The organism is Pseudomonas sp. NPDC087615 (assembly GCF_044743445.1).
Taxonomy (GTDB): domain Bacteria; phylum Pseudomonadota; class Gammaproteobacteria; order Pseudomonadales; family Pseudomonadaceae; genus Aquipseudomonas; species Aquipseudomonas baetica_A.
The window spans coordinates 66,084-88,610 of the sequence record NZ_JBIUWM010000009.1 but is presented as its reverse complement, the minus strand read 5'-3'; the positions used below and the strand labels follow the sequence as shown (position 1 = coordinate 88,610).

Sequence of the window (22,527 nt, the reverse complement as noted above, 5' to 3'; positions counted from 1 at the left end):
TACGAGGTCGACTATGCACATTCATATTCTGGGTATCTGCGGGACTTTCATGGGCTCGATGGCGGTTCTGGCCAAAGAGCTGGGCCATCATGTGACCGGCTCCGACGCCAACGTCTATCCGCCGATGAGCACGCAGCTTGAGGCCCAAGGCATTGTGCTGACTCAGGGCTACGACCCGGCCCAGCTCGATCCGGCACCGGATCTGGTGGTGATCGGCAACGCCATGTCCCGCGGCAATCCGGCGGTGGAATATGTGCTGAACAAAGGCCTGCCGTACGTGTCCGGCCCGCAGTGGCTGGCCGATCATGTGCTGCAAGGTCGCTGGGTGCTGGCCGTCGCCGGTACCCATGGCAAAACCACCACCAGCAGCATGCTTGCCTGGGTGCTGGAACACGCCGGCATGAGCCCGGGTTTCCTGATCGGCGGCGTGCCGCAGAACTTCTCGGTGTCCGCACGCTTGGGTGGCACGCCGTTCTTTGTGATCGAGGCTGACGAGTACGACAGCGCCTTCTTCGACAAACGCTCGAAGTTCGTTCACTACCGCCCGCGTACGGCGATCCTCAATAACCTTGAGTTCGATCACGCGGACATCTTCCCGGATCTGCCAGCGATCGAGCGGCAATTCCACCATCTGGTGCGCACGATCCCGAGTGAAGGCCTGGTCATTCATCCGACCACCGAACCTGCCTTGCAGCGTGTGATCGAGATGGGCTGCTGGACCCCGGTGCAAACCACCGGTGTCGGCGGGCAGTGGCAGGTCAAGTTGCTGAAGGACGACGGTTCGGCGTTCGAAGTCATGTTCGAAGGCGTGTCCCAAGGCACCGTCGAGTGGGAGCTGACCGGTCAGCACAACGTGGCCAACGCCTTGGCCGCGCTGGCGGCGGCGCGTCATGTTGGCGTGGTGCCGACGATGGGCATTGCCGGGCTGAGCGCCTTCAAGAACGTCAAACGGCGGATGGAAAAAGTCGCTGAGGTGCGCGGTATCACCATCTATGACGACTTCGCCCACCATCCGACGGCGATTGCCACCACCCTCGACGGCTTGCGCAAGCGCATCGGTGATGCGCCCTTGATCGCGATCATCGAGCCGCGTTCCAACTCGATGAAGCTCGGCGCTCACCGTGACGGCTTGCCGGACAGCGTGGTCGATGCCGATCAGGTGATCTGGTACGCGCCGGCCAACCTCGGCTGGGATCTGGCCGCCACCGCTGCGTTGTGCACGGTGCCGTCGATTGTCAGCGATTCACTGGAAGGCATTATCGAACGGGTGAAGAGCCAGGCTCAGCCCGGCACTCACGTCGTGATCATGAGCAACGGCGGCTTCGGCGGCCTGCACGGCAAACTCGCCGAGGCGCTGCAATGAACACTCGTTTGGAGAGCAATGGCCCCGAACGCATCACGCTGGCAATGACCGGCGCTTCAGGCGCGCAGTACGGTTTGCGCCTGCTCGATTGTCTGGTGCGTGAAGATCGCGAAGTGCACTTCCTGATCTCCAAGGCTGCGCAACTGGTGATGGCCACCGAGACCGATGTGTCGCTGCCGCCCAAACCGCAGACGATGCAGGCATTTCTCACCGAATACACCGGAGCGGCCGCCGGGCAGATTCGCGTGTATGGCAAGGAGGACTGGATGTCGCCAGTGGCCTCCGGCTCCGGTGCACCTGCGGCGATGGTCGTCGTGCCATGCTCCACCGGCACGCTGTCGGCGATTGCCACCGGTGCCTGCAACAACCTGATCGAGCGCGCCGCCGACGTGACGCTAAAGGAGCGCCGCCAGTTGATTCTGGTCCCGCGTGAGGCGCCGTATTCGAGCATTCATCTGGAGCACATGCTCAAGTTGTCGAACATGGGCGTGACCATCCTGCCGGCGTCGCCGGGTTTCTATCATCAGCCGCAGACCATCGATGACCTGATCGACTTCGTCGTGGCGCGGATTCTCAATCTGCTGGGCATTCCCCAAGACATGCTGCCGCGTTGGGGCGAGCATCATCTGAGCAGCGATGAATAAGCTGCTGATCGTTGTGCTGGCGCTGCAACTGGCCGGTTGTGCTACGGCGCGCACGCTCGATGCCGCCAAGCCGGGGGCGCCGGTGGTGTATGCCGGTACGCGGCTGGACTTGTATGCGATCAATGGCGGGTGTTGCGCGATGGATCGATTCGGGGCTGAGGCGCCGAGCTATCCGGGCGTGGATCTGCCAGTCAGCGCTTTGCTCGATACTCTGTTACTGCCGTTGTCGTTGCTCACGGTGATTGGCGTGGGGTTTCAGGCGACTGGTGGATTGTAGGGGAGTGCTCGCACTCCATTTGCGGGCAAGCCACGCTCCCACAGGGATAGAGTCGTACGCCAAGTTTTTGTCCGCGGAAGATTACTGTGGGAGCGGGCTTGCTCGCGAAGAGGTCAGCCCAGACACCACAAAACTACTTGCCAAGCTTGCGCAACTCATCTGACTCAATCACCCGCACCCCATCCTGTTCTTCCAGCGCCAGGCGCCACATGGCTCTGGCCAGTTGGCAGGCCTCGATGCCACGGTATTTACCGGGGATCAGTTTCGAAAACGGCGCCGCCAGTTGCTCGCCCAGACGCGGTTCGGTGCGTTCACCGAGCAGCAGCGATGGCCGGCAAATGGTCAGCTGCGGCCAGCCTTGCGCGCGCAATGTCTGTTCCATTTCACCCTTGACCCGATTGTAGAAAATCGATGATTTCGGATCGGCGCCCAGTGCGCTGATCACGATCAGGTGCCGTGCGCCCATCTCCCGTGCGCGTTTGGCGAACGCCACCACCATGTCCAGGTCGACCGCACGAAAGGCTGCTTCGGAGCCGGCCTGTTTGATGGTGGTGCCGAGGCAGCAATAGGCGATGTCGACACGGCCGCTGAGTTGCGGCAGAAAAACCTGCGGGTCGCCGACCGGGTTTTCCAGATGCGGGTGTTCCGCCAATGGTCGACGGGAAGGGGCGAGCACGCGAGAAATCGTTGGCTCGTTGAGCAAACGGTCGAGTAGGTGTTCACCGGTCAAACCGGTGGCTCCGGCAAGCAATACGTGCTGAGGCGTCAAGTACATAGTGTCTCTCCCTTGATACTGTTCAGCTTAGTTGCTCTTTATCGCTGCGTCGTTCAATGCAGCACTTTGCAACGCTTTCCTGGCTTGCTGTTTACGCAGCAGTTGCCAATGTGACAGCACGGTTTTCGGCGCCCAGATTTGTGGCTCCGAGGCTTCGAAATTGTCCGCCAGTTCACGCTCGGCGACGGTGGCTTTGGCCAGTTTGAAGGCGTGTTCGAGATCGTCGGTCTGGTTCAGCGCCTGGGCGAACAGCGCATCGCCAAAGTAGGTGAAGTTGGCTTCTTCGGAGCAGCCAAAGGACACGCGATCGGCGCGCGAAGCCGTCATGATCAGCGTGCGTTCGTCTTTGAGGGCCGGGATGAAACCGCCGGAGTAGCACGCTGAAATCACGATGATCTTGTCGCGGTTTTTCAGCGGTGCCAGCACTGCGGCGAGTTCGTCGGCGGGCAGGTCGGCCAGTTCCATGCGCGGCTGGTCGAGTACCAGTTCGTGTTCGGCGGTGCCGTGGCTGGTCAGGTAGATAAACAGCAGGTCTTCCGGGCCGCTGCGTTCGGCGAGGGTTTGCGCGGCGCGGCGCAGATTTTCCCGGGTCGCCATCGGTCGGTCGGCGAGGTGGTCGCGGTGGTTGACCAGACGGATCTGGCCATAAGCCCCAAATCGCGTTTTGAGCATGTTGGCGACGTAATCGGATTCGCGCAGGAACACGCTTTGCTTGCCGTCGCCGCCCAAGGTCAGGGAGTACAGCTCAACCGCTGGCGTTGAGGCCGGGATGGCCGCCAAGGCGTCATCAAGCAAGCGGCCCTGGGCCAGCAAGCCGAGTTCGAGGATGTCGGGCAGCAACTTGCCGTCGGCATCGCGTACTCGCTGGCCATTGACCCAGGTGCCGCTCATCACGCTGCCATCGGTCAGCACCAGGGTGCCGCGCCCGGAATAACTGTCGCTGTCGAAACCACCGATGTAAAAGCTGCCATCAGACAGATTCAAGCGTCCCTGACCGCTGAAGCGCCAGTCGTTGAATTCGCCCACGTAATGGCTGCCGTCGGCGCCGATCAGTTCACCCTTGCCGGTCAGCGCGCCTTCCTTGAACTGGCCGAGCCACACGTCGCCGTCGGCGTTTTCGTAGCGGCCCTTGCCGTGCAACTGGTTGTTCTTGAAACCACCGACGTAGACGTCACCGTCGGCGCTGTTGAAGGTGCCGTTGCCTTCCAGTTGACCATTGACGAAATGGCCGGTGAACGAGTTGCCACTGGAGTCGCCACGCTGGCCTTCGCCGTTGGGTTTGCCGTGGGAGAACTGGCCTTGATAGGAACTGCCATCGTCCATTTCGAGACGGCCGAGCCCGGAATATTGATCAGTCTTGAACTCGCCACGGTAGGTCATGGCGTTTTCTTTCAGGGTGCCTTCGCCGTCCCGTCGGCCCTGCTTGAAGCCCCCGGTGTAACTGCTGGCGTTGGTGGTCAGGCTGCCCTGGCCGTCGAACAGACCTTGCTGGAACTGGCCGCGATAGACCTCGCCATTGCTGCCATGCCATTCGCCCTGACCATGCCACTGACCCTTGTCGAACTGCCCGGCGTACCAACTGCCGTTGGGGTAGTCGACGCGCCCTTGGCCTTGCAGCAAGCCGTCGACCAGTTCACCGCGATAGCGTCCGCCATCCGGCAGCCGCGCATCGGGAGGCAACAGCGATTCGCCGTCGCCGCAAGCGGCAAGCAACAGGGTCAAGGCAAGGGGGGCAAGAGTCGCGAGTGAGCGCATAGCGGGATCCGGGCAATTAGGCGACCGAGTATGCCGCAGCTATGTGACCTTATACAGCCGCCGGTAAGACAGTGGATGCGAAACAGCGTGCGCTGCTTCGCATCCCGGCGCTTAAACGAAGCAGAGCGACAGGGGTTCGGCGATGTAGGCCGGTTTGTCCGAGCCTTCTATCTCCAGTGTCGCGGTGGCTTTGAGCAGCCATTGACCGGGTTTTTTCTCGGTCACTTCGCCCAGATCGACCTTCAGGCGAACTTTGGAATTGACCTTCACTGGCTGGATGAAACGCACGCTGTCGAGGCCATAGTTGACCACCATCTTCACGCCTTGCGGCAGCACGAGGATGTCTTCCATCAATTTGGGGATCAGCGACAACGACAGGAAACCGTGGGCAATGGTGCTGCCAAATGGCGTTTGCGCGGCTTTGACCGGGTCGACGTGAATGAACTGATAATCCCCGGTGGCTTCGGCGAACAGGTTGATGCGCTCCTTATCGATGGTGAGCCATTCGGAACGTCCGAGTTCCTTGCCGACATAATCTTTGAGCTCTGCAACGGGATCATAGGGCATTGTGACTCTCCTTGGGTTCATCGGTTTTATAGTTTTTCAGGTGGGGGATTTGACCGCCCTGCGAACCACTGTAGATCATCATGGCGATTTGCTCAGGTCAACTGACCATGCTTTTGGCGAATGCCGATCCATAGCGCAGGCGTGCTTATAATGCCGAGCCCCTGCTGGGTGGAAAGTAAGACGGAGATGTCGGATGTTGCTACGTGGCCTGACCCTGCTGGTGCTGTTTCAATTGCTCGGCACGGCGCTCAATCACTTGCTGTTGCCGGTGTTGCCGGGGCCGATCATCGGCCTGCTGCTGTTGCTGGTGTTCCTGATCATGCGTGGTGAGGTCGACGAACCGCTGAACCTCGCGGCCGCTAGCCTGCTGCGTTATCTGCCGTTGCTGCTGGTGCCACCGGCAGTGGGCGTGATGGTTTACGCCGCGGCGATTGCCGCCGACTTCTGGGCGATTGTCGGCGCACTGGTGGTGTCGTTGATTCTGTCGATGGCCTTCGCCGGGGTGCTGATGCAGCGCATGGTCAGGCGTCACACGCACCGCTCGGAGGAGTCCTGATGCTTTTCGACTGGCAAGGTGCCTGGGATTCCGTGATCCACCATCCGCTGTTCGGCATTGGCATCACCCTCGGTGCCTATCAACTCGTGCTGGCGGCGTTCGAGAAAACCCGCTGGATCTTTTTGCAACCGGTGCTGGTCTCCATGCTGTTGGTGATCGGTGTGCTGGTGGGCTGTGGCCTGACGTACGCCGAATACCGCAAGAGCACCGAGATCCTCAGCATTCTGCTGGGGCCGGCGACCGTGGCGCTGGCGGTGCCGCTGTATCTGAACCTCAAACGCATTCGCCAATTGTTCTGGCCGATTTTTACTACGCTGGTGATAGGTGGGGTGGTTGCCACGGGGATGGGCGTTTTGCTGGGCTGGTGGTTCGGCGCCGATCACATGATCCTGATGACCATGGCACCCAAGTCGGTGACTTCGCCGATCGCCATGCTGGTTGCCGAGCAGATCGGCGGTGTCGCCGCATTGGCGGCGGTATTTGTGTTGATCACCGGGGTGATCGGTGCAATCTTCGGCCCGGCGTTGTTGACCCGGCTCGGTGTGCACAGCCCCGAGGCGCGCGGCATGGCGCTGGGCATGACCGCGCATGCGGTCGGCACTTCGGTGGCGTTGCAGGAAAGTGATGAGTGCGGCGCCTTCGCGGCGCTGGCGATGAGTCTGATGGGCGTGGCCACGGCGGTGTTCCTGCCGTTGGCGGTGTCGATGGTGGTGTAAGGAAATGTCTATGAGTCTGCCGCTTTTCCCGCTGAACACAGTGCTGTTTCCTGGCTGCAACCTCGACTTGCAGATCTTCGAGGCGCGCTACCTGGACATGATCGGTCGCTGCATGAAACAGGGCGGTGGCTTTGGCGTGGTGTGCATCCTCGACGGCCATGAAGTCGGCGTTGCGCCGCAAGGTTTTGCCTTGGTCGGGTGCGAGGCGCGGATCACCGATTTCCAGCAGCAGGACAATGGGCTGTTGGGCATTCGTGTACAGGGTGGACGGCGTTTCAATGTGCTGCGCACCGACGTGCAGCGCGATCAGTTGATCCTCGCCGACGTCGAGTGGCTGGACGACGATCCCGAGCAACCGTTGCAGGACGAGGACGCCGACCTGGTTGCCTTGCTCAAGGCTTTGGCCGAACACCCGATGGTCGAGGCGTTGAACATGGGCACTGATGCGCCGGGTCAGCAGTCGCTCGCCAATCAGCTGGCCTATCTGCTGCCGTTCGCCGAGGAAGACAAGATCGATCTGCTGCAACTCGATGATCCACAACAACGTCTGGATGCTATCCAGGCGTTGCTCGATGAATTACAGGGAGCACTGTTCGCCTAGTTGTACTTTGAATCAACTCACAATGCCTGCCAGTATTGTTTTGCACTTGTCTTTATTTTAAGTTCAAGTTCCCCGCAGGAAGCGGGTGACATGAACAATAATAAGGAAGACGTCATGACGGTATATGAAGATGAGTGGGCGTTTTGGGATGACATCGCTGGCAAGTATATTTTGAAACATGCAGGGGCTGATCATAATGTTGCCAATGTGATTGAAGCGGCCTCCGTCTATGCAGATTTGATGGTGGTTGCGCGGCGTAAGCGAAAATCTGAAAAGATTCCTGTCAGTGAAGTTCCGCGTATGTCTGCAACCGCGAAAGCCGTAGTGGCAGCGGCTACCGCCTGACTGTTTTTTCAGATGGCCTGGCGCCGTGATAATCACGGCGCCAGTGCGTCCATGGATGGAAATTTTATGACTGTATCGATAAACACCGACATCACATTTACTGCAAACCTTTACCTTGACGGTTTGCCGGTAGTACTTAATCAACAATGCCTCCAACAACGTTTACGCAGGCCGCGTCTTACCAAACGCGAGCAACTGGATGCCGAAGTTAGCCTGGCAGATTCGCGTGTCGCCAGTTTGCTCACCCTTGCTGATCACGAACACGACGAGCCTTTACTGTTGAAGTTTGTTGCACAGGACGACCGATACGCGATCCACGTAGTGCAGCGAGGCGAGTTTGATAACGCCAGATTAACCTTCGAAAACAAAACACATAATCTATTGGCCAGCACTGCTGATAAAACGGATTATTTTTCGATCAATAAGCTTGGGGCGTCGAGCACTACTTTCAGCGATATCGAATCCGGGGCGGCCTATATTGGTTTGGGCAGTGAGTCGAATAACAGGCCTTTGTATCACCGTGTGGTCAAGGGGATGAGCACGTTCCTGAATGTAAACCCCAATCCGTCGAAGCATGATGCTTTTAATTACAGTTCTGCCGTGTTTGTAATTAAAGTTGTTGAAAAACTTTCTGCCGTTACCTGATAAAAAAGCGCCATGCCTCGATTAGAGGTATGGCGCGATTCATTCGGTCAAACCGTTGGCTTCAGTTCATGGTTTTTCATGCTCGGGTGTCGGCCAGGTGATGTCACCTGCAAATGTGTCGCGTCCTTTGGGCAAGAACAGTACCTTCGCGCCATCGGCGCCTACTCGGTCTATCAGCGCGTCATAAACCGTGGTGCCTTGCTCGCTGTAAGTGAGCGTTCCGTTCCAGGTTGCTTTCTCGATAGCGCTGACACTGCCGCCGGCACATTTGAATACATCCTCGACGCACGCTGCACGGGTCAGTTGCGAGTTCACCAGCCAGAGCCTCTGCGCACTGATGCCCCGTGTCGGCATCGACAGGCGCCCCTCTGTCGGATCGGCTTCAAAATCCAGATCGTTCAGGTAGCGGTTTTCCGCGCCGGGTACGACTTCGATGCCGCGGGTATCGATGACATAAAGGAAGCCTTGGGTCTGCTGGCGCCGAACCAGTGGGTAGTCTTTGGAGTAATCCAGTTCAAACGAGGTGTCAGATTCTGCATCCGAACCATCGCGACTACCGGGTGAGATATCGCCATCAGAAATCTTGCCCGGATACCGATTGGCCTGGGAGTTGTAATGCAGGGGGTGGGAGTATCCACCCAACTCGGTTTTGTACCACAAGGCCTTGCCCAGACTGAATGTCGCACTCAAAGCCCATTTTGTGGTGACGCCAGAGGGATTGCCCTTGAGCCTGACCATGCGTTTATCCCGTGCCAACTCGAAAGGCGTGCGGTGGTCGCCCCGGAACATGGCGGGGATGTCGGTTCGATACAAAGCGAGATGCACATTGCGCTGATACCCCGCATGGTCTGTGTAGTTTTTCAGAAACTCGGCTTCATATCGTTGCTGTGCGGGAGGTAGATCCTTCACATACTCGAAGCCATGATTTCTCAACTTGAGAAGGTAGGGCTCCAATTCTTGTGCGATCAGGCTAAACCGCTGGTTGTCATCCTTGTTTTGAGTCAAGCGTTTGTGTTGTTCCGCCCATTCGGGAAACGGTCCGCTTTCCAGCTCCTGACGCAGGCGGATCTGCTGTGCCACGGTCAAGTTGTAGCTGCGCAGCCATTGCGCACGCTCAGTGGCAGACATTTGTGGATGGAGCCACCTTAGCGAATCAACCAGATAGTCGTGCGCTTTCACGCCCTTGAAGCGGCGGGCCCAGTCAGGCGCCGTGCCGCTGACTTGCGCCTCATTACGAAACACCCACGCCTCTGCACCCTGCAAGCGATACATGCGCCAGATATCGCCGTCGGTCCATTGCTCAAGTTTCACGGTTACAGAACGATCTCCCCGAGCTTCAAGCGGGTCGACCTTGACCCACCTTTGTTTTTCATCCCTGAAGGCGTAACCGGTTCCCGGATAAAAAAGATTGGGGTCAGCCTCACTGTGGCGCCGAACCGAATAGTAGCCTTGGTGATCTGGAAGCTGGGAAATGGTGTGCTGACGGAGGTCATAGTACTCACTCGGTTTTTTCAGACTCCAGGCATTGCTGTCGGCCATTCGGTAAAGCGGTGGGCCCCATAGATCACGTTTGTTCAGCGACTTTGCCCGATAGGCTTTCATGGGGGCGTGGTACATCACCATGACCGTCTGGATGCCGGTGTCTGGATCATCGCTGCTGACGTCCGCAAATTGTCTGCCATTGTAGGTTCTCAGTCCGTCTGCAGCCGGCGCGGGTAGATGGCTCCCGACGTTCAATACGTAGGGCTCCAGAGGAGAGGTCGTGACAGCAGGCCGGGGCGCAACGACATCGGGCATCGGCGTGACGGTGACAGTGATCCCTTGGTGCGCGGTCCCTGCGGTCGGGCGGTCGGCTCTCACTGCGGCCGAGAACTCGTTCGAGCTGCCAGGGCTGAGTCGACCGGGCAGGTGGAAATCCGGATCGTTTGGCCTGTTGCCAGGTGTGATTGGGCGGGGGGCCGAGGGGCCGGGTGTATCCATCTTTGATTTTGGGGGTGAGCCCGGTTTGGGTCGCATGCAATAAAACTCCTTTTTTGGATAAAGCTGCCTGTCCATAGGCTGCCGGGTTTGTAGCGTTCTTTTGCGCGAAAGCAGCGCCAGTCACAACTGAGATGGCTGGCGCGTATGTGTGTTGGTTCGCTATACGGTCAAGGCCTGGAGTGCTCGGGAACGGGCCAGACAACGTCGCCGGAGAGCGTGAATTCGCCTTTCGGCAAATGCAGGATCACGCCGCCGGAATCGGCAACCCGATTGATCAAGCGGTCATAAGGTGTTTCGCCCGAATACCACACTGAGTTGCCGTCGGTTCCGTCCCACGTGGCTTTCTCGATAGCCTTCGCGTCATCACCGGCCTGCCGGAAGACATCTTCAACCCTTGCTGCCTTGTTCCGATTCGAGTGCACCAGCCAGATCCTCTCTGCGCTGATACCCCGCGTAGGCATTGATAGGCGGCCTTCCATGTGATCCGCTTCAAAATCCTTGTTGTTCAGGTAAACGTTTTCCGCTCCGGGCACCACCTCGATACCGCGAGTGTCGATGACATAAAGGAAGCCAAGTGTCTGTTTGCGCCGCAGCAATCGATAGTCACGCGAGAGGTCCATTTCAAACGACGTATCAGATTCCCCTGCCGATTCAAATCGATGGTCGCTCGGCGAATCGCTGTCAGAACTGATATGTCCTGGATACCGGTTGGCCTGGCTGTTGTAATTTCGAGGGTTGGAGTAGTAACCAAAGCCCATGTAGTCCAACACACCGGCCAGGCTGAATGTCACGCTAAAAGCCCATCGGGTCGTGGAGTCGGAGGGGTTGCCCCTCAATCTCAACAGGCGTTTGTCCCGCGCCAGTTCAAAAGGCGTGCGCAGATCGGCCCGGAACATTGCAGGGATGTCGGTTCGGTATAGGAAGCCGTGCAGGTTTTGTTTATAGCCTGCACGCTTTAAATACCCGTTCAGGAATTCGGCTTCATAGCGCTGCCTGACGTCGGGTAAATCGCGGGAAGGGAGCTCGCCTTCGGTTCTCAATCTGACAATGTAGGGGTCAAGTTCCTGCGCGATCTGCTCGAATCGCCGATCATCATCGCTGTTGGTCAGTCGCTTGTGCTGTTCTGCCCATTCGGGGATCGGGCCGATGTCCAGATCCTTCCTCAGACGAACCTGCTGAGTGACGCTCAGGTTGTAGCTTCTGAGCAGTCGCTCGCATTCTATGGCGGACTTTTGCGGATAGAGCAATCGCAATGAACCTGTCACGTATTTGAACGTGTCTGGCTCCTGGACGCGTCGGACCCAGTCAGGCACTTTGCCGCTGGCTTGCGCTTCGTCCCGAAAGACCAGTGTTTCTGCCCCTCGCAGGCGATACATGTTCCAGATGTCGCCATCGGTCAAGTGTTCAAATTTCAAGGGAATGGACGCCTCTCCCCGAGCTTCGAGCGGATCGACCTTGAACCAATTGTCATGCTCATCGCGAAGGGCGAACCCGTAACCATCGTGCATTTTGTTCCGGTCAAAAAAATCGCGAAAGGAAACGGCGTAATAGCCTTGGGCGTCCGGTAGATGGGAGAACGCGAGCCTTTCGGTGTCGTAGTAATCAATCGGCTTTTGCAAGCTCCAGGTATTGCTCTCGACGATGCGATAAAGCGGTGGTCCGGAGGGGGTTCGCTCACTGGGCAGCTGGGCCCGGTAGGCTTTCATTTTGTCATCGAACCCTACCATCACGGTCTTGATGTCGCTTTGCGCGTTATCGCCGACAACGTCGGCAAAAGACCTGCCCTTGAAGAGTCTCAGGCCAGCTGCATCGTGATCGACGGCGAGATTGGCCGGCGGGCGCTGGACATAGTCCTGCAGCGGAGATTGGCTGATCTTGGGTTGCGTCGGGGCAAGATCATCCCTCTGCGTCACCGACAGGCGGGCTTGTGTTTGCGAAGTCTCAGGCGTGGGATTGCCGGTTCTCACGTCTGACGACACGTTCCAATCGACCGATCCGTGGGGCCTGACACGGGGAGGTAGCCCGAAATCCAGATAGTCCCCCCCGGCCTCGGGCGAACTCGGGCGGGAGAGCGGCGGTTGGGCTGTATCAACCGCTGGGGAGCGTTGAGGGGCTTTGGGTTTATTGCGCATAAGGTTTGACTCCATGTCAGTGAATCAGCCATCCATTGGCTGAATCGGGTTGGCCGGCATGGCCATCAGATCCATACCGGCGCGCCCTTAAATTTGAGAAGAGAGCGCTCAGGCCTGGCTGACCGGCGCGATTGTCAGCTCTTCGGGTTTGATGGGCTCATGTGGGTCAGTATCGACACCCCAGTAGTTCCTCAACGAGCTGTAATACACAGTGCCGATGGTTCCCGTCTTTAAACCGATATTTGTTATGTAAACTTTTACGGCCAGTTCGCTGCGCTGTTGATGCGCACGGATATCGGCTTGCAGCGCTTCAATACTGGAATAGTGTCGGGCGTCGATAACGTAGAGCTGGATGACTTCAAACAGAAGTGACACTTCATAAATATTGCCGGATGAGGTCGCTACGCTGATCGACTCCACCGCAATATTGCCCTCGATGCCTGGCAGTTCGATGACGCAACTGCCGACGCGCAAGCGGTTGGAGTCCAGTCGTATATCGTCGCGTGTGACCGTTTCCGTCAATGTTTCGCTGTAGAGAGTCCAGGTCGAGGCGTCGGCAGTTCCAGCCGCTGCTTGCGGGGTGGACAGGCGAATGATCGAGTTGCTGGCCAGGTAGACATCGTAAATTGAGCTCTGGCCTTCCAGCAGATAGATGCCGGTGTGGGGCCGGGGTTCGATGACAATCTTTCTGGGGGCCGGGGGCAGCGCAATGGCCTTTGCGAGTCGTGGCTGGATACACAGATAGTTGCCATTGCGGCGCTTGAGGCAACTACGGGTGGCGTAAATCCTGTTGCCGGGATTTTTGGCATCATCTTCGTAGTTCAGTGAGGGAACTTGAAGTCGATACGACACTTGGTCCTGCAGGATCACGGCAATGTCTTGCATCAGGCGCGGTGTCGTGACTTTCAGGCTGTTTCTGCCGCCGTAGCCGGTGGCGGCGGTAATCGGCTGAATAATCCCTTTGAACACCACCACTTTTGATGGCAGCAAAATCGAGAGGTTGATGTCCTTGTAGATCAAGTGGGTGTTGCCCGATACGCCTTTAAGCGTTTCGACGTCATAACTGACGACCACTTTGACAATTTCCGAATCCTTGAAGTCGAGATAAATCTCTCGGGAGGTTAGCGGCGTGTGACGCGTGGCTAGAAATTCGACCCTGCCGTCTGCGCGTGACACAAAATGCCGTTTTGAACCCTGCTCCGTGATCAGTACGGTACCGTGATTGACAATGTCGGCAGCGGGAGCGGGTCGGCCCTTGACGGTCTGCGCGACTTCAATCGCTTGGCTCAACGACTCACCTAATTGCTGGGGCAGGAGCGGCAACAGTTCATACCCGTCCTGGGTTCTGAACAGCCACCGTCCATTTTTCAACTGGCGCTGTCCGTCGATCGATTCGTAGATGTCTTTGATGGTCAGTACGTGCTCGGGATCGCGCCCATCCCTGTCGCGCAACGAGCTGACGATCAGCGAGGTACCGACGATCTCCCAGCGCTGAATGATTTCTCTCGGCCAGCCGAATTCGATGACGCTCGATTGTTCGCCGTCCTCGACAATTGTCGTTCGTGCGTTGGTGTCGGCGATGTAATAGTGGTCGGTGCCGCTGCCGCCATCGACATGACAATCGGGGCCAAAGATGTCGATTCTGTCGTTTCCGCCGCCCGTGCTGATGCGGTCGTAACCGTTGGCCGCCACTCGATTGGCGTCGTTGTTTCCGGTGACGTGGCTTGTGCCTTTGCGCAAGGTCGAGATGTTCTCGATCGAGGTGAGATGCGCGACTTCGACGGCATCGCCAGCCGCGTCGAGTCTGCGCAATTTCACCTGGCCGCTTTGCAGGTCGATGTCGTGGCCGACGTGGCGGGTATCACTGAGCGGACGGCTGCCTTCGAAGGCCAGGGTGTCAGAGCCTGCGCCGCCATCCAGCACGCTGAGATGAGCCGGTTTGGTCAGACGATCAAGTTCCTGTTCGGTGACCTCCTGGTAAAACGCGTCATTCTTGTCGCCCCCGGTCAGCGCCTTGTGACCCTCGCGATAGGCAAACAGGTTGGGTTTGGCCTTGACGCCGATGACCCGGTCATTGCCGTCGCCCAGGCGCCAGAAAACCCCTTTGTCATCGCCAGCAGTCCCGCTGACTTTGCCTTTCAGATCCTCGGGCAGACCGTTGCCCGCATCAATCACGTCGTCTGCACCAACGATGACGGCCTGACTGTCGAGTTTGAACGGTTTTTCGCCGGCGCTTTCGTCCCACTGATAGCGCCAGAGTTCCACTGTCTTCAATTCAGCCTTGAAAGCGCCGTCGACAATGTGTTCGATGGCGTTTTTGTAGGCGCCGTCGAGCAACTCTTTGGCTGACATCTCCAGCTGTTCCTGATGGTCACGATAGCCTTTGGAGAGCTTGAAGCGATCCATGACTTCCTTGTCCAGATCCTTGCCGGTAAAAGCGAACCAGCCGGAGCGCAAGCGTTCGCGGGTGCTCAGTTCGATGTAGTCATCGATGTCGTCCACGACTCGGGCCGCCGAGTAAATCATCGAGCCGAATATAAGCACCGCAGCGGCAACGAGGCCGACAGGTCCGGCGGTACTGCCGAACCCCGCGATCGCCGCCACGCCCAGCACCAGGCTGATACCTGCGCCCGCTACACTCACACCCGCGTTGACGTAATGATCCTGCGCTTCCTTGCCTTTTGCTTGCGCCGCCGCATTGAAGGAATTGACGGCATTGATGATGTCGAAGGGCAGGGTGATCGCACTGGCAAACAGTCCGGCACCTCGACTCAGGTATTTGCCTGCCGAGGTGCCAGGAAAAAGCTTGAAGGTGGTCGAGCCGTGCCTGAGCATCGCTTCGCCACCCTTGTTAAACCCCTGTTCGATGATCAGTGAGCCGAACTCGGCGGCGATCGACGCGCCCTGGAATATCGCTTCCCCTGCGTCACCTTTCTTGATTCCGTCCATTACCCCCATGAATCCGCTGTAGATGCCGAATGCTTGCAGGCCCACGCCGAAGCCATTCATCAGGTAGCTTGCCCTCCCGTTGACCCAGCCAGGAGCGTTGTCAAACGAATCGGCCCGGTGAATATCCAGATTCTGCGCGGCCTGGCCCAGCTGATTGAGCTGCGCCATCGCACTGCCGGAGGCCAGCGGTGTATCGCTGACGAACAGCGGCATGGCATCGGGCGAGCGCTTGCAGGCAATTTCATAGAAAAGCATCGCCACCACGCCGCTGTCTGGAATATCGACTGACTTCAATCGGCTCTCGACGGACGCCGAGTGGAAGTTGAGTCCGTCCAGAAAGGTTTGATCAGCTACCTGCATCCCGGCGTTGGCGGGGCTGATGGGCTGGCCATTGACCATCGCACCCAAGGCCTGGAGCTCGACGCGACTGGTCAGCACTTCACCAATGCGCAGTGGGCCGAAGTGTTTGTCGAGGGACTTGAGTGTGCGTCGATAGGGCGCGTCGGCGTCGGGTATCGGTGCGGTTACTGCCAGTGTTGCTGCGCTGTCCACCCGGCCGGCCGGTGGCGCATGGAGGTTGGCCGAGGCATCAATGGGCGTTACCTCAATGGGTTGGACATTTGAAATGTGCAGGGGTGGAGCAATGATTTTTGACACGTATTAATCCTTTAATGATGAACCGATGACGTCCGGTTTCCGTACCGGTGTGCCGCTGAACTTGAGTGACTGATGATTCCTCAGGTGCCCGTGACTCCGGGCCAGGTGATGTCATGACCGAACTCGTTTTTGTTGCCCGACAGGCGGAGTATCGGCAGGCCAGCCGCCTCGACCTTGTCGATCAGTTGGTCATATTCCGGGTAATTGCGGTGACCCGCATGGGTGGCAGCTTCGATGCGCTCGGCACGTGCGCCTGCTTGTAGCGTGATGTCCTCGACCTTGGCGCCCTTGGTCAGTGTCGAGTTCAACAGCCAGATACGGTCCGCCTCAAGCCCGCTTCTGGTGACCGAAATCAAACCCTCGAAATCGTCGGAAGGAAACCAGGTCGGAGGCGTCTGGCGCGCCGCGGAGTTGAACAGGTAATTTTCTTCATGCGGGACGACTTCCAGGTTGCGGGTGTCCAGGGCATACAGAAACATTTCCTTTTGCCGCGTTCGGATGGGCTCGTAATCGCGGTCGTAATCCCAGGCGATCGGGCTCTCGGCCTCGGACCAGTCTGACGAGTCGGCGTTTTCTATGTCGCTGGCGTCACTGGCATTACTGTCCGAGTCGCTGGCGTCGGCGTCCCGTCCCGGGTACTTGTTGGTCTGGCTGTTGAACTGCAAGTACTCGGGATCGGGCGCGCTGGCGTACATCTGGCCTTCTTTCAGGCTGAAGGTCGCGCTCATCGGCTTGTGAGTGGTAGCGCCGGGTTCGTGGTGGTAACGAGGCAGCATGGTGTCGTCATTGGCGAGTTCGAACGGCGTACGCTCGTCGCCTCGAAAGAGCGCTGGAATGTCGGTCCGGTACAGGCAGTTGTACTTGTTGCGCAGATAACCCAGTTTGCTCAAGAGTGCTTCACGCAGTTCGAATGTCATGCTGGTTTCGGGGTTGTACCAGTCGTGACGTGCGTTGCGTTTGAGATTCAACTCCTCGACGGCATCGCGGCTCAGCAGATCGAGTCGGTGGGGATTGTCGATGTCTTCGGTCAGGCGTTTGTGCGCCAGCGCCCATTGGGGCATTGTCAGCTCGGTCTGCAGGTGTCGCTGCAAACGGATCAGTTGGCTCGGCAGCAGGTTGAACGATTGCAGGAACGTCTCGCGTTGCGTGAGGCTTGAGTCCGCCAGCATCCAGCGCAGGGAGTTGCGCAGTAAGTCTGTCACCGGGTTATGGGTAGGGCGAGGCTCGGCCCATTGCGCAGGTCTTCCACTGGACTGGGCTTGGGCCCTGAAACGCGCGATGTCCTGACCTTGAATCCCGTAGACCTCCCATAGCTGGTGATCGGTCCACTGCTTCAAGTGAGTGGGTTGTGAGCCGAAACCGTTGGCGGGCGGTTCGACCTGAACCCAATTGGCGAACTGATCCCTGAATGCAAAAAGCATGTTGGTGTCCTTCGAACCGAAGACGGGCCTGAGTTCGTAATAACCCTGCGAATCCGGAGAGCGGCCTGTTGGCGAGTAACGGCTTTGATCAATGTATGTCGGTGTGTCGAGTGGGCGAGGTCTCTTGGCGGTGGAAGTCAGATCTGGCAGGTCGCTGGTTGGCGGCGCGGGCCTTTTGGGCAAGGCGATGTTTTCCGTCTGACGCTCATGGCTGACCACGGGACTTTCGCTGACCTGTTGCGTCAGGCGCCAGGTGGGGTGTCCGTCGTTTTTATAGAGGATTGGACCCGACGGTGTTCGCTCTGTCAGAAACTTGCCGCGATAGTTGCCAGACTCGTCAAGGGCGGCATGCATGGTTTGCAACGTTCCCTCGTATTCCACGTCGACAAACCTGCGCCCGACGACCCAGCGAAAACCTTCTGCATCTGCGGGTTTCATGCCGCGCAGAAAATTCTCTGAGAGCCAATAATCACCCACGGAACCGTCGTTTGTGCGGGGCGCAAAGCCTTGCCGCGGCGCGGGAATGACTTCAACAGCAGGTTGCCGGGCAAGATCGGTGCTTGTGACCGGTTCTATAGATGAATTCGTTGAATCAGTGAACCCGGCTCTATGGGGTACAAAAGGATCGAACGCTACGTCGGGGCGTCGTGATGGTGGCGTCATTGAATCTGGCGTTTCCACGTTTGATTTTGGGGGTTTTCGAGGTAACTTCGGACTCATGAATTACTCAGTGCTAAATATATGAAAGTATTTGATTGTTTTTATTTATTTAAAAGATAAACGGGGGTTTGTGCTGAATAAGTTGTTGAGTCGAATTTAACTGAATTCCAGAGATATGAAAGGCGCCATTGCCTTGTTCGCAAGCAAAATATGTAACTTTGATTGTTGGGTTATAAGTGTGACGCTGTTATTGCGCTGTGAATTAAGAATATTCACTTGGCGTCGGTAAGTTGGAGTAGGGGGATAACACTGCTCTCGTCGGAAGTTTCCTTGAAGAGCAGTGTGGAGGGCGTGATAGTTGTAAATCGATTTATTAGTAGGCGTAGCGCAACAGGGTATGTGGCAAATGACGCAGTACGAAAAAACCGAACAGTGTCACCATGGCCGGCAGAATCAGCCACCAGACTTTGACCGGCATTGCATTGAGCGGTAATTTGCGCTGGCTCAGCCACAGACTCGCCGCACACACGCCAGCGGCCAGCATGGCGCCGGCGAGAATATCCGTCGGCCAGTGCGCTCCCAGATAGACGCGCGACAGAGCAATTGCCGAGGCCGGAATGCAACCGATCATCAGCCACGTCAGGCGCATGCGTGACGGCTGCCCGCGTCCGGCGAGGACGGCCAGGGCCAGGAACAAGGCAAACGAACCCGAGGCGTGGCCGCTGGGCATGCTGTAACTGGTGAGTGGGTCGGTCAGCACGTCCGGGCGTACCCGGGCGAAAAACTGTTTGGTCGCGGTGTTGGCCAGCGCGGTGCAGAGAAGGGTGCTGCCGACAAAAATCGCCTGACGCCACTGCCGACAAAGCAACAGCAGGACGGTCAGCAGGATGCTGAACATCAGCATATTGCGGAACTCGCCGATCAGAGTGAGCGTGACCGCGACTTCATCCAGCACGGGTTGACGATGTTCCTGTACCAGCGTCATCACGCCCTGGTCGAGGGCTGTCAGGTGCGGATAGCCGATGAACAGGCCGATCAGAATCATCAGGTTCATGCTGCTGACCCAGACCGTTGCGCGGCGATGGCGGCGCAGGCTGCTGTTTACACTGAGGCCGACCATGGCTGCGATACAGCCGGCGACTATCCCGGCCTCAAGCCAGAAGCCTTCGGGCAATGGCAGGCGGATCGCTGCTCCGGTGGCCCAACCTGGCAGCAGGTAGGCCAGACTCCAGCCGGCGGCGGCCAGAAGGCTGACGGCGGCGAAGCGCGGGAAGGGCATGTCGCACATCCCGGCAACCATCGGCAGCATGGGCCGCAACGGGCCGATGAAACGTCCGACCAGCAGGCTGGCGATACCGTAGCGCTGAAAATAGGTTTCGGCGCCGGCCATCCATTCCGGGTGATGGCGCAACCCGGGCAGTCGCCGGATGTTCTGATGGAAGTGTCGGCCGAGGAAGTACGAGACCAGATCACCTGATATCCCGCCGAGGAAACCCAGCAACAAGGTTTCGCTCAACGACAGCGCGCCGCTGCCGGCCAGAACGGTCACGGCAAACAGCAACACCGTGCCGGGCACGATCAGCCCGACAATTGCCAGGCATTCGGCAAAGGCAACAATGAACACCGCTGCGGCCAGCCACTGTGGATTGGCCGCCAGCCAACCGGTCACGCTATCGAGCCATGGGCCCATACAGACAAACTCCATCAAATCTTCAAATAGCCCATGGGGCGCTCAACCTTCAACTGCGCACCGCTCAATGCGGGAGCGTGTTCAGGGCAATACAAAATAATCCCGGCCTTCGACCTGACCCCGTCGCAGCGGGTTGCGCGTACACCATTGCGCATACGTCGCGTCGACGAAGCGGTACATCAGGTGTTCGTCACGGCCATGGGGAATGCCCAATCTCGTGGTTTGAATAACGTGCGAGGGCGCAGGCCCCGTGTCCTCCACCAGCAGCACCTGATGATCGAAACGCTTGGCGTCCCACACCGGCACCTTCAATCCCAGCGCTTTGCACAGCAACGTCTGTCCGGCGCAGAGCTTTTGCGACGGTCGCGCATGACCCTGAGCATCAGGGTTGTTCAGCAGCATCTGCGCCAGACTCGCCGGGCCACTGATTTCATCGACCCACGGATAGGCCGATTTGATCAATACCGCATTGCCCGGCCCTTGCGCGCTGAAGTTCAGCGAATCGCCCCCGCGTGCGTAATACATATAAATGTGCCCGCCATCCAGAAACAAAGCCTTACGCTTTTCTGTGTAGCCGAGCGATGCATGACTGCCTTTTTCCGCGCAGTAATACGCTTCGGTTTCAATGATGCGCGCGCTCAGCCACAAATCACCAACGCGATGGCGGATGACTTTGCCGAGCAGATCCTTGGCCAGTACTTGGGCATCGCGGTCGAAAAAAGCGTCCGGGAGTCCCTGCGGCAGGTGTTCGGCGCGGGTACGAGCGGTCTGGTTGGGCATGACAGGCGATATTTATCCAGGCAGAGGGGGTCGTGATGATAACAATCCAAGGCTTAATTACGCCTGAACATCGGCCAATCACTGTTCATTTCGACCATCCGCCCGTCACCGCTGTTAGTCCCGGGACGCGACAGCTATAATCTGCCGCTTTCCTCTTCGCCAAGACCCCAGCAGACCATGACTGAGTCCGTTCTTGACTACATGACCCGATTGGGTCGCGCCGCCCGCGAAGCTTCCCGGGTCATCGGCCGTGCCAGCACCGCGCAGAAAAACCGCGCCCTGCAGGCTGCTGCCAATGCTTTGGACGCCGCACGCGCCGAGCTGGCGGCAGCCAACGAACAGGATCTGGCTGCCGGTCGCGCCAATGGTCTGGAGCCCGCATTGCTGGAGCGCCTGGAACTCACCCCAGCACGCATTGACGGCATGATCGTCGGCCTGCGTCAGGTTGCTGCGCTGCCAGACCCGGTCGGCGCCATCCGTGACATGAGCTTTCGCCCGTCGGGCATTCAGGTCGGCAAGATGCGCGTGCCGCTGGGCGTGATCGGGATCATCTACGAATCCCGTCCCAACGTGACCATCGACGCCGCCAGCCTGTGCCTGAAGTCCGGCAATGCGACCATCCTGCGCGGCGGCTCCGAAGCGATTCATTCCAACCGTGCGATTGCCGCGTGCATCCAGCGCGGTCTGGCCGAGGCGCAATTGCCTGCTGGCGTGGTGCAAGTGGTCGAAACCACTGACCGCGCTGCCGTTGGCGCGATGATCACCATGCCCGAGTACGTCGACGTGATCGTGCCGCGCGGCGGCCGTGGTCTGATCGAGCGCATCAGCCGCGATGCACGCGTGCCGGTGATCAAGCATCTGGACGGCATCTGCCACGTCTATGTCAGCGAACACGCCGACCTGGCCAAAGCCCAGCGCATCGCCTTCAACGCCAAGACCTATCGGTATGGCATCTGCGGCGCGATGGAGACCTTGCTGGTCGATCAAACCGTTGCCAAGGATTTTCTGCCATCGATGGCTGCCCAGTTCCGCGAAAAAGGCGTCGAACTGCGCGGTTGCGAGCGCACCCGGGCGATCATCGACGCCGTGCCGGCCAGTGACGACGACTGGAACACCGAGTATCTGGCGCCGATCCTGTCGATTCGTGTGGTCGACGGGCTTGATCAGGCCATTGAACACATCAACCATTACGGCTCCCATCACACCGACTCGATCGTCAGCGAAAACCTTGCAGACACGCGGCGGTTTGTGGCTGAAGTCGATTCGGCGTCGGTGATGATCAACACGCCGACCTGCTTCGCCGATGGATTTGAATACGGATTGGGTGCCGAGATCGGCATTTCTACTGATAAGCTGCACGCCCGCGGCCCGGTGGGCCTCGAGGGATTGACCTGCGAGAAGTACATCGTGGTCGGTGATGGCCAGTTACGCGGCCAGGCGACGGTCTGACTTGGCCGACCTCGACCTGACCGCGATGCAATCGGGCAACGAGCCCCGCCCACTGCGCATTGGCATATTGGGCGGCACCTTCGATCCGGTGCACATTGGCCATTTGCGCGGCGGGCTGGAAGTGGCCGAAGCGCTGGCGCTGGATGAGTTGCGTCTGACGCCGAGCGCGCGGCCGCCGCATCGCGATACACCGCAGGTGTCGGCGCAGGATCGCTTGGCGATGGTCGAGTGCGCGGTGGCCGGAGTGCCGCCGCTGGTGGTGGACGCCCGCGAATTGCAGCGGGACAAACCGTCCTACACCATTGATACCCTGGAGTTGATGCGTGCCGAAATGGCCGCCGAGACCCAGGTTTTTCTGCTTTTGGGCTGGGACGCATTTTGCGGCCTGCCCACTTGGCATCGCTGGGAAGAGTTGCTCCAGCATTGCCACATCCTGGTGCTACAGCGCCCGGACGCCGACAGCGAACCGCCGGATGCCTTGCGCAACCTGCTGGCAGCGCGTTCGGTGAGCGACCCGCTGGCACAGAAAGGGCACAGCGGACAGAGTGAATTCGTATTGCAGAGA

General features: G+C 58.6%; 19 protein-coding genes. 10 read left to right on the top strand and 9 right to left on the bottom strand.

The annotated features are described in order from the left end of the window. Positions 1-13 precede the first annotated feature (13 nt). Genes mpl through ACIOU6_RS07145 form a run of 3 tightly spaced genes read left to right on the top strand, consistent with a single transcriptional unit; the run spans position 14 to position 2,284 of the window. Positions 14-1,363 carry a UDP-N-acetylmuramate:L-alanyl-gamma-D-glutamyl-meso-diaminopimelate ligase gene (mpl, locus tag ACIOU6_RS07155; RefSeq protein ID WP_221730206.1) on the top strand — a complete coding sequence of 450 codons (1,350 nt, stop codon included), beginning with the start codon at positions 14-16 and terminating at the stop codon, positions 1,361-1,363. After that, positions 1,360-2,007: a flavin prenyltransferase UbiX gene (gene ubiX / locus ACIOU6_RS07150; protein ID WP_221730205.1), complete on the top strand. Its 648-nt coding sequence runs from the start codon at positions 1,360-1,362 to the stop codon at positions 2,005-2,007. Before mpl ends, ubiX begins: the two co-directional genes overlap by 4 nt. Then, positions 2,000-2,284, top strand: a complete 285-nt coding sequence (locus ACIOU6_RS07145; protein ID WP_221730204.1) for a YceK/YidQ family lipoprotein — start codon at positions 2,000-2,002, stop codon at positions 2,282-2,284. The genes ubiX and ACIOU6_RS07145 overlap by 8 nt, the downstream gene beginning before the upstream one ends. 133 nt (positions 2,285-2,417) lie before the next feature. On the opposite strand, the gene ACIOU6_RS07140 is transcribed toward ACIOU6_RS07145, so the two are convergent. The 3 genes from ACIOU6_RS07140 to ACIOU6_RS07130 all read right to left on the bottom strand — a co-directional run bounded on the left by ACIOU6_RS07140 (position 2,418) and on the right by ACIOU6_RS07130 (position 5,381). Then, positions 2,418-3,059 carry an oxidoreductase gene (locus ACIOU6_RS07140; RefSeq protein WP_401134973.1) on the bottom strand — a complete coding sequence of 214 codons (642 nt, stop codon included), beginning with the start codon at positions 3,057-3,059 and terminating at the stop codon, positions 2,418-2,420. Positions 3,060-3,086: 27 nt separating this feature from the next. Then, positions 3,087-4,814: a C13 family peptidase gene (locus ACIOU6_RS07135; protein ID WP_221730202.1), complete on the bottom strand. Its 1,728-nt coding sequence runs from the start codon at positions 4,812-4,814 to the stop codon at positions 3,087-3,089. A gap of 111 nt (positions 4,815-4,925) precedes the next feature. Next, positions 4,926-5,381 carry a MaoC family dehydratase gene (locus tag ACIOU6_RS07130; protein ID WP_401134971.1) on the bottom strand — a complete coding sequence of 152 codons (456 nt, stop codon included), beginning with the start codon at positions 5,379-5,381 and terminating at the stop codon, positions 4,926-4,928. 193 nt (positions 5,382-5,574) lie between these two features. Here ACIOU6_RS07130 and ACIOU6_RS07125 point away from each other — a divergent pair, with 193 nt between their 5' ends. The 5 genes from ACIOU6_RS07125 (at position 5,575) to ACIOU6_RS07105 (ending at position 8,244) form a co-directional block, all read left to right on the top strand. After that, positions 5,575-5,937 carry a CidA/LrgA family protein gene (locus ACIOU6_RS07125; RefSeq protein ID WP_221730201.1) on the top strand — a complete coding sequence of 121 codons (363 nt, stop codon included), beginning with the start codon at positions 5,575-5,577 and terminating at the stop codon, positions 5,935-5,937. Further along, positions 5,937-6,653 carry an LrgB family protein gene (locus ACIOU6_RS07120; RefSeq protein WP_221730200.1) on the top strand — a complete coding sequence of 239 codons (717 nt, stop codon included), beginning with the start codon at positions 5,937-5,939 and terminating at the stop codon, positions 6,651-6,653. The genes ACIOU6_RS07125 and ACIOU6_RS07120 overlap by 1 nt, the downstream gene beginning before the upstream one ends. A gap of 10 nt (positions 6,654-6,663) precedes the next feature. After that, entirely contained in the window at positions 6,664-7,254 is a 591-nt protein-coding gene (locus ACIOU6_RS07115; RefSeq protein WP_221730199.1) for an LON peptidase substrate-binding domain-containing protein, read from the top strand. A gap of 90 nt (positions 7,255-7,344) precedes the next feature. After that, the gene (locus ACIOU6_RS07110; protein WP_401134966.1) at positions 7,345-7,599 is read left to right on the top strand and encodes a hypothetical protein; all 255 of its coding nucleotides are present in this window, start codon (positions 7,345-7,347) and stop codon (positions 7,597-7,599) included. 66 nt (positions 7,600-7,665) lie between these two features. Next, the gene (locus ACIOU6_RS07105; protein WP_401134964.1) at positions 7,666-8,244 is read left to right on the top strand and encodes a hypothetical protein; all 579 of its coding nucleotides are present in this window, start codon (positions 7,666-7,668) and stop codon (positions 8,242-8,244) included. 66 nt (positions 8,245-8,310) lie between these two features. Here ACIOU6_RS07105 and ACIOU6_RS07100 read toward each other — a convergent pair whose 3' ends face one another. The 6 genes from ACIOU6_RS07100 to ACIOU6_RS07075 all read right to left on the bottom strand — a co-directional run bounded on the left by ACIOU6_RS07100 (position 8,311) and on the right by ACIOU6_RS07075 (position 20,513). Continuing rightward, positions 8,311-10,260 carry a hypothetical protein gene (locus ACIOU6_RS07100; RefSeq protein WP_401134962.1) on the bottom strand — a complete coding sequence of 650 codons (1,950 nt, stop codon included), beginning with the start codon at positions 10,258-10,260 and terminating at the stop codon, positions 8,311-8,313. A gap of 131 nt (positions 10,261-10,391) precedes the next feature. Then, positions 10,392-12,356, bottom strand: coding sequence for a hypothetical protein (locus ACIOU6_RS07095; protein WP_401134960.1), 1,965 nt, complete (start codon positions 12,354-12,356; stop codon positions 10,392-10,394). A 108-nt stretch (positions 12,357-12,464) separates the two neighbouring features. Continuing rightward, a complete protein-coding gene (locus ACIOU6_RS07090; RefSeq protein WP_401134957.1) occupies positions 12,465-15,962 on the bottom strand; it encodes a calcium-binding protein in 3,498 nt (1,165 codons plus the stop codon). Positions 15,963-16,042: 80 nt separating this feature from the next. Further along, on the bottom strand, positions 16,043-17,737 hold the full coding sequence (locus tag ACIOU6_RS07085) for a hypothetical protein (RefSeq protein ID WP_401134955.1): 1,695 nt from the start codon (positions 17,735-17,737) through the stop codon (positions 16,043-16,045). 679 nt (positions 17,738-18,416) lie between these two features. Continuing rightward, positions 18,417-19,733, bottom strand: a complete 1,317-nt coding sequence (locus ACIOU6_RS07080) for a bifunctional DedA family/phosphatase PAP2 family protein (protein ID WP_401134952.1) — start codon at positions 19,731-19,733, stop codon at positions 18,417-18,419. 81 nt (positions 19,734-19,814) lie between these two features. After that, positions 19,815-20,513, bottom strand: a complete 699-nt coding sequence (locus tag ACIOU6_RS07075) for a DNA-3-methyladenine glycosylase (protein ID WP_221730192.1) — start codon at positions 20,511-20,513, stop codon at positions 19,815-19,817. A gap of 177 nt (positions 20,514-20,690) precedes the next feature. On the opposite strand from ACIOU6_RS07075, the gene ACIOU6_RS07070 reads away from it, so the two are divergent. Further along, positions 20,691-21,962, top strand: coding sequence for a glutamate-5-semialdehyde dehydrogenase (locus ACIOU6_RS07070; protein WP_401134949.1), 1,272 nt, complete (start codon positions 20,691-20,693; stop codon positions 21,960-21,962). 25 nt (positions 21,963-21,987) lie between these two features. Further along, positions 21,988-22,527 (top strand): nicotinate-nucleotide adenylyltransferase (gene nadD, locus ACIOU6_RS07065; protein ID WP_401135037.1); only part of this gene is annotated, 540 nt, incomplete at its 3' end.

Bases quoted from the DNA above. Each gene is read 5' to 3' on its own strand.
- mpl (WP_221730206.1), top strand. From the start codon at position 14: ATGCACATTCATATTCTGGGTATCTGCGGGACTTTCATGGGCTCGATG.
- ubiX (WP_221730205.1), top strand. From the start codon at position 1,360: ATGAACACTCGTTTGGAGAGCAATGGCCCCGAACGCATCACGCTGGCA.
- ACIOU6_RS07145 (WP_221730204.1), top strand. From the start codon at position 2,000: ATGAATAAGCTGCTGATCGTTGTGCTGGCGCTGCAACTGGCCGGTTGT.
- ACIOU6_RS07140 (WP_401134973.1), bottom strand. From the start codon at position 3,059: ATGTACTTGACGCCTCAGCACGTATTGCTTGCCGGAGCCACCGGTTTG.
- ACIOU6_RS07135 (WP_221730202.1), bottom strand. From the start codon at position 4,814: ATGCGCTCACTCGCGACTCTTGCCCCCCTTGCCTTGACCCTGTTGCTT.
- ACIOU6_RS07130 (WP_401134971.1), bottom strand. From the start codon at position 5,381: ATGCCCTATGATCCCGTTGCAGAGCTCAAAGATTATGTCGGCAAGGAA.
- ACIOU6_RS07125 (WP_221730201.1), top strand. From the start codon at position 5,575: ATGTTGCTACGTGGCCTGACCCTGCTGGTGCTGTTTCAATTGCTCGGC.
- ACIOU6_RS07120 (WP_221730200.1), top strand. From the start codon at position 5,937: ATGCTTTTCGACTGGCAAGGTGCCTGGGATTCCGTGATCCACCATCCG.
- ACIOU6_RS07115 (WP_221730199.1), top strand. From the start codon at position 6,664: ATGAGTCTGCCGCTTTTCCCGCTGAACACAGTGCTGTTTCCTGGCTGC.
- ACIOU6_RS07110 (WP_401134966.1), top strand. From the start codon at position 7,345: ATGAACAATAATAAGGAAGACGTCATGACGGTATATGAAGATGAGTGG.
- ACIOU6_RS07105 (WP_401134964.1), top strand. From the start codon at position 7,666: ATGACTGTATCGATAAACACCGACATCACATTTACTGCAAACCTTTAC.
- ACIOU6_RS07100 (WP_401134962.1), bottom strand. From the start codon at position 10,260: ATGCGACCCAAACCGGGCTCACCCCCAAAATCAAAGATGGATACACCC.
- ACIOU6_RS07095 (WP_401134960.1), bottom strand. From the start codon at position 12,356: ATGCGCAATAAACCCAAAGCCCCTCAACGCTCCCCAGCGGTTGATACA.
- ACIOU6_RS07085 (WP_401134955.1), bottom strand. From the start codon at position 17,737: ATGCATGCCGCCCTTGACGAGTCTGGCAACTATCGCGGCAAGTTTCTG.
- ACIOU6_RS07080 (WP_401134952.1), bottom strand. From the start codon at position 19,733: ATGGGCCCATGGCTCGATAGCGTGACCGGTTGGCTGGCGGCCAATCCA.
- ACIOU6_RS07075 (WP_221730192.1), bottom strand. From the start codon at position 20,513: ATGCCCAACCAGACCGCTCGTACCCGCGCCGAACACCTGCCGCAGGGA.
- ACIOU6_RS07070 (WP_401134949.1), top strand. From the start codon at position 20,691: ATGACTGAGTCCGTTCTTGACTACATGACCCGATTGGGTCGCGCCGCC.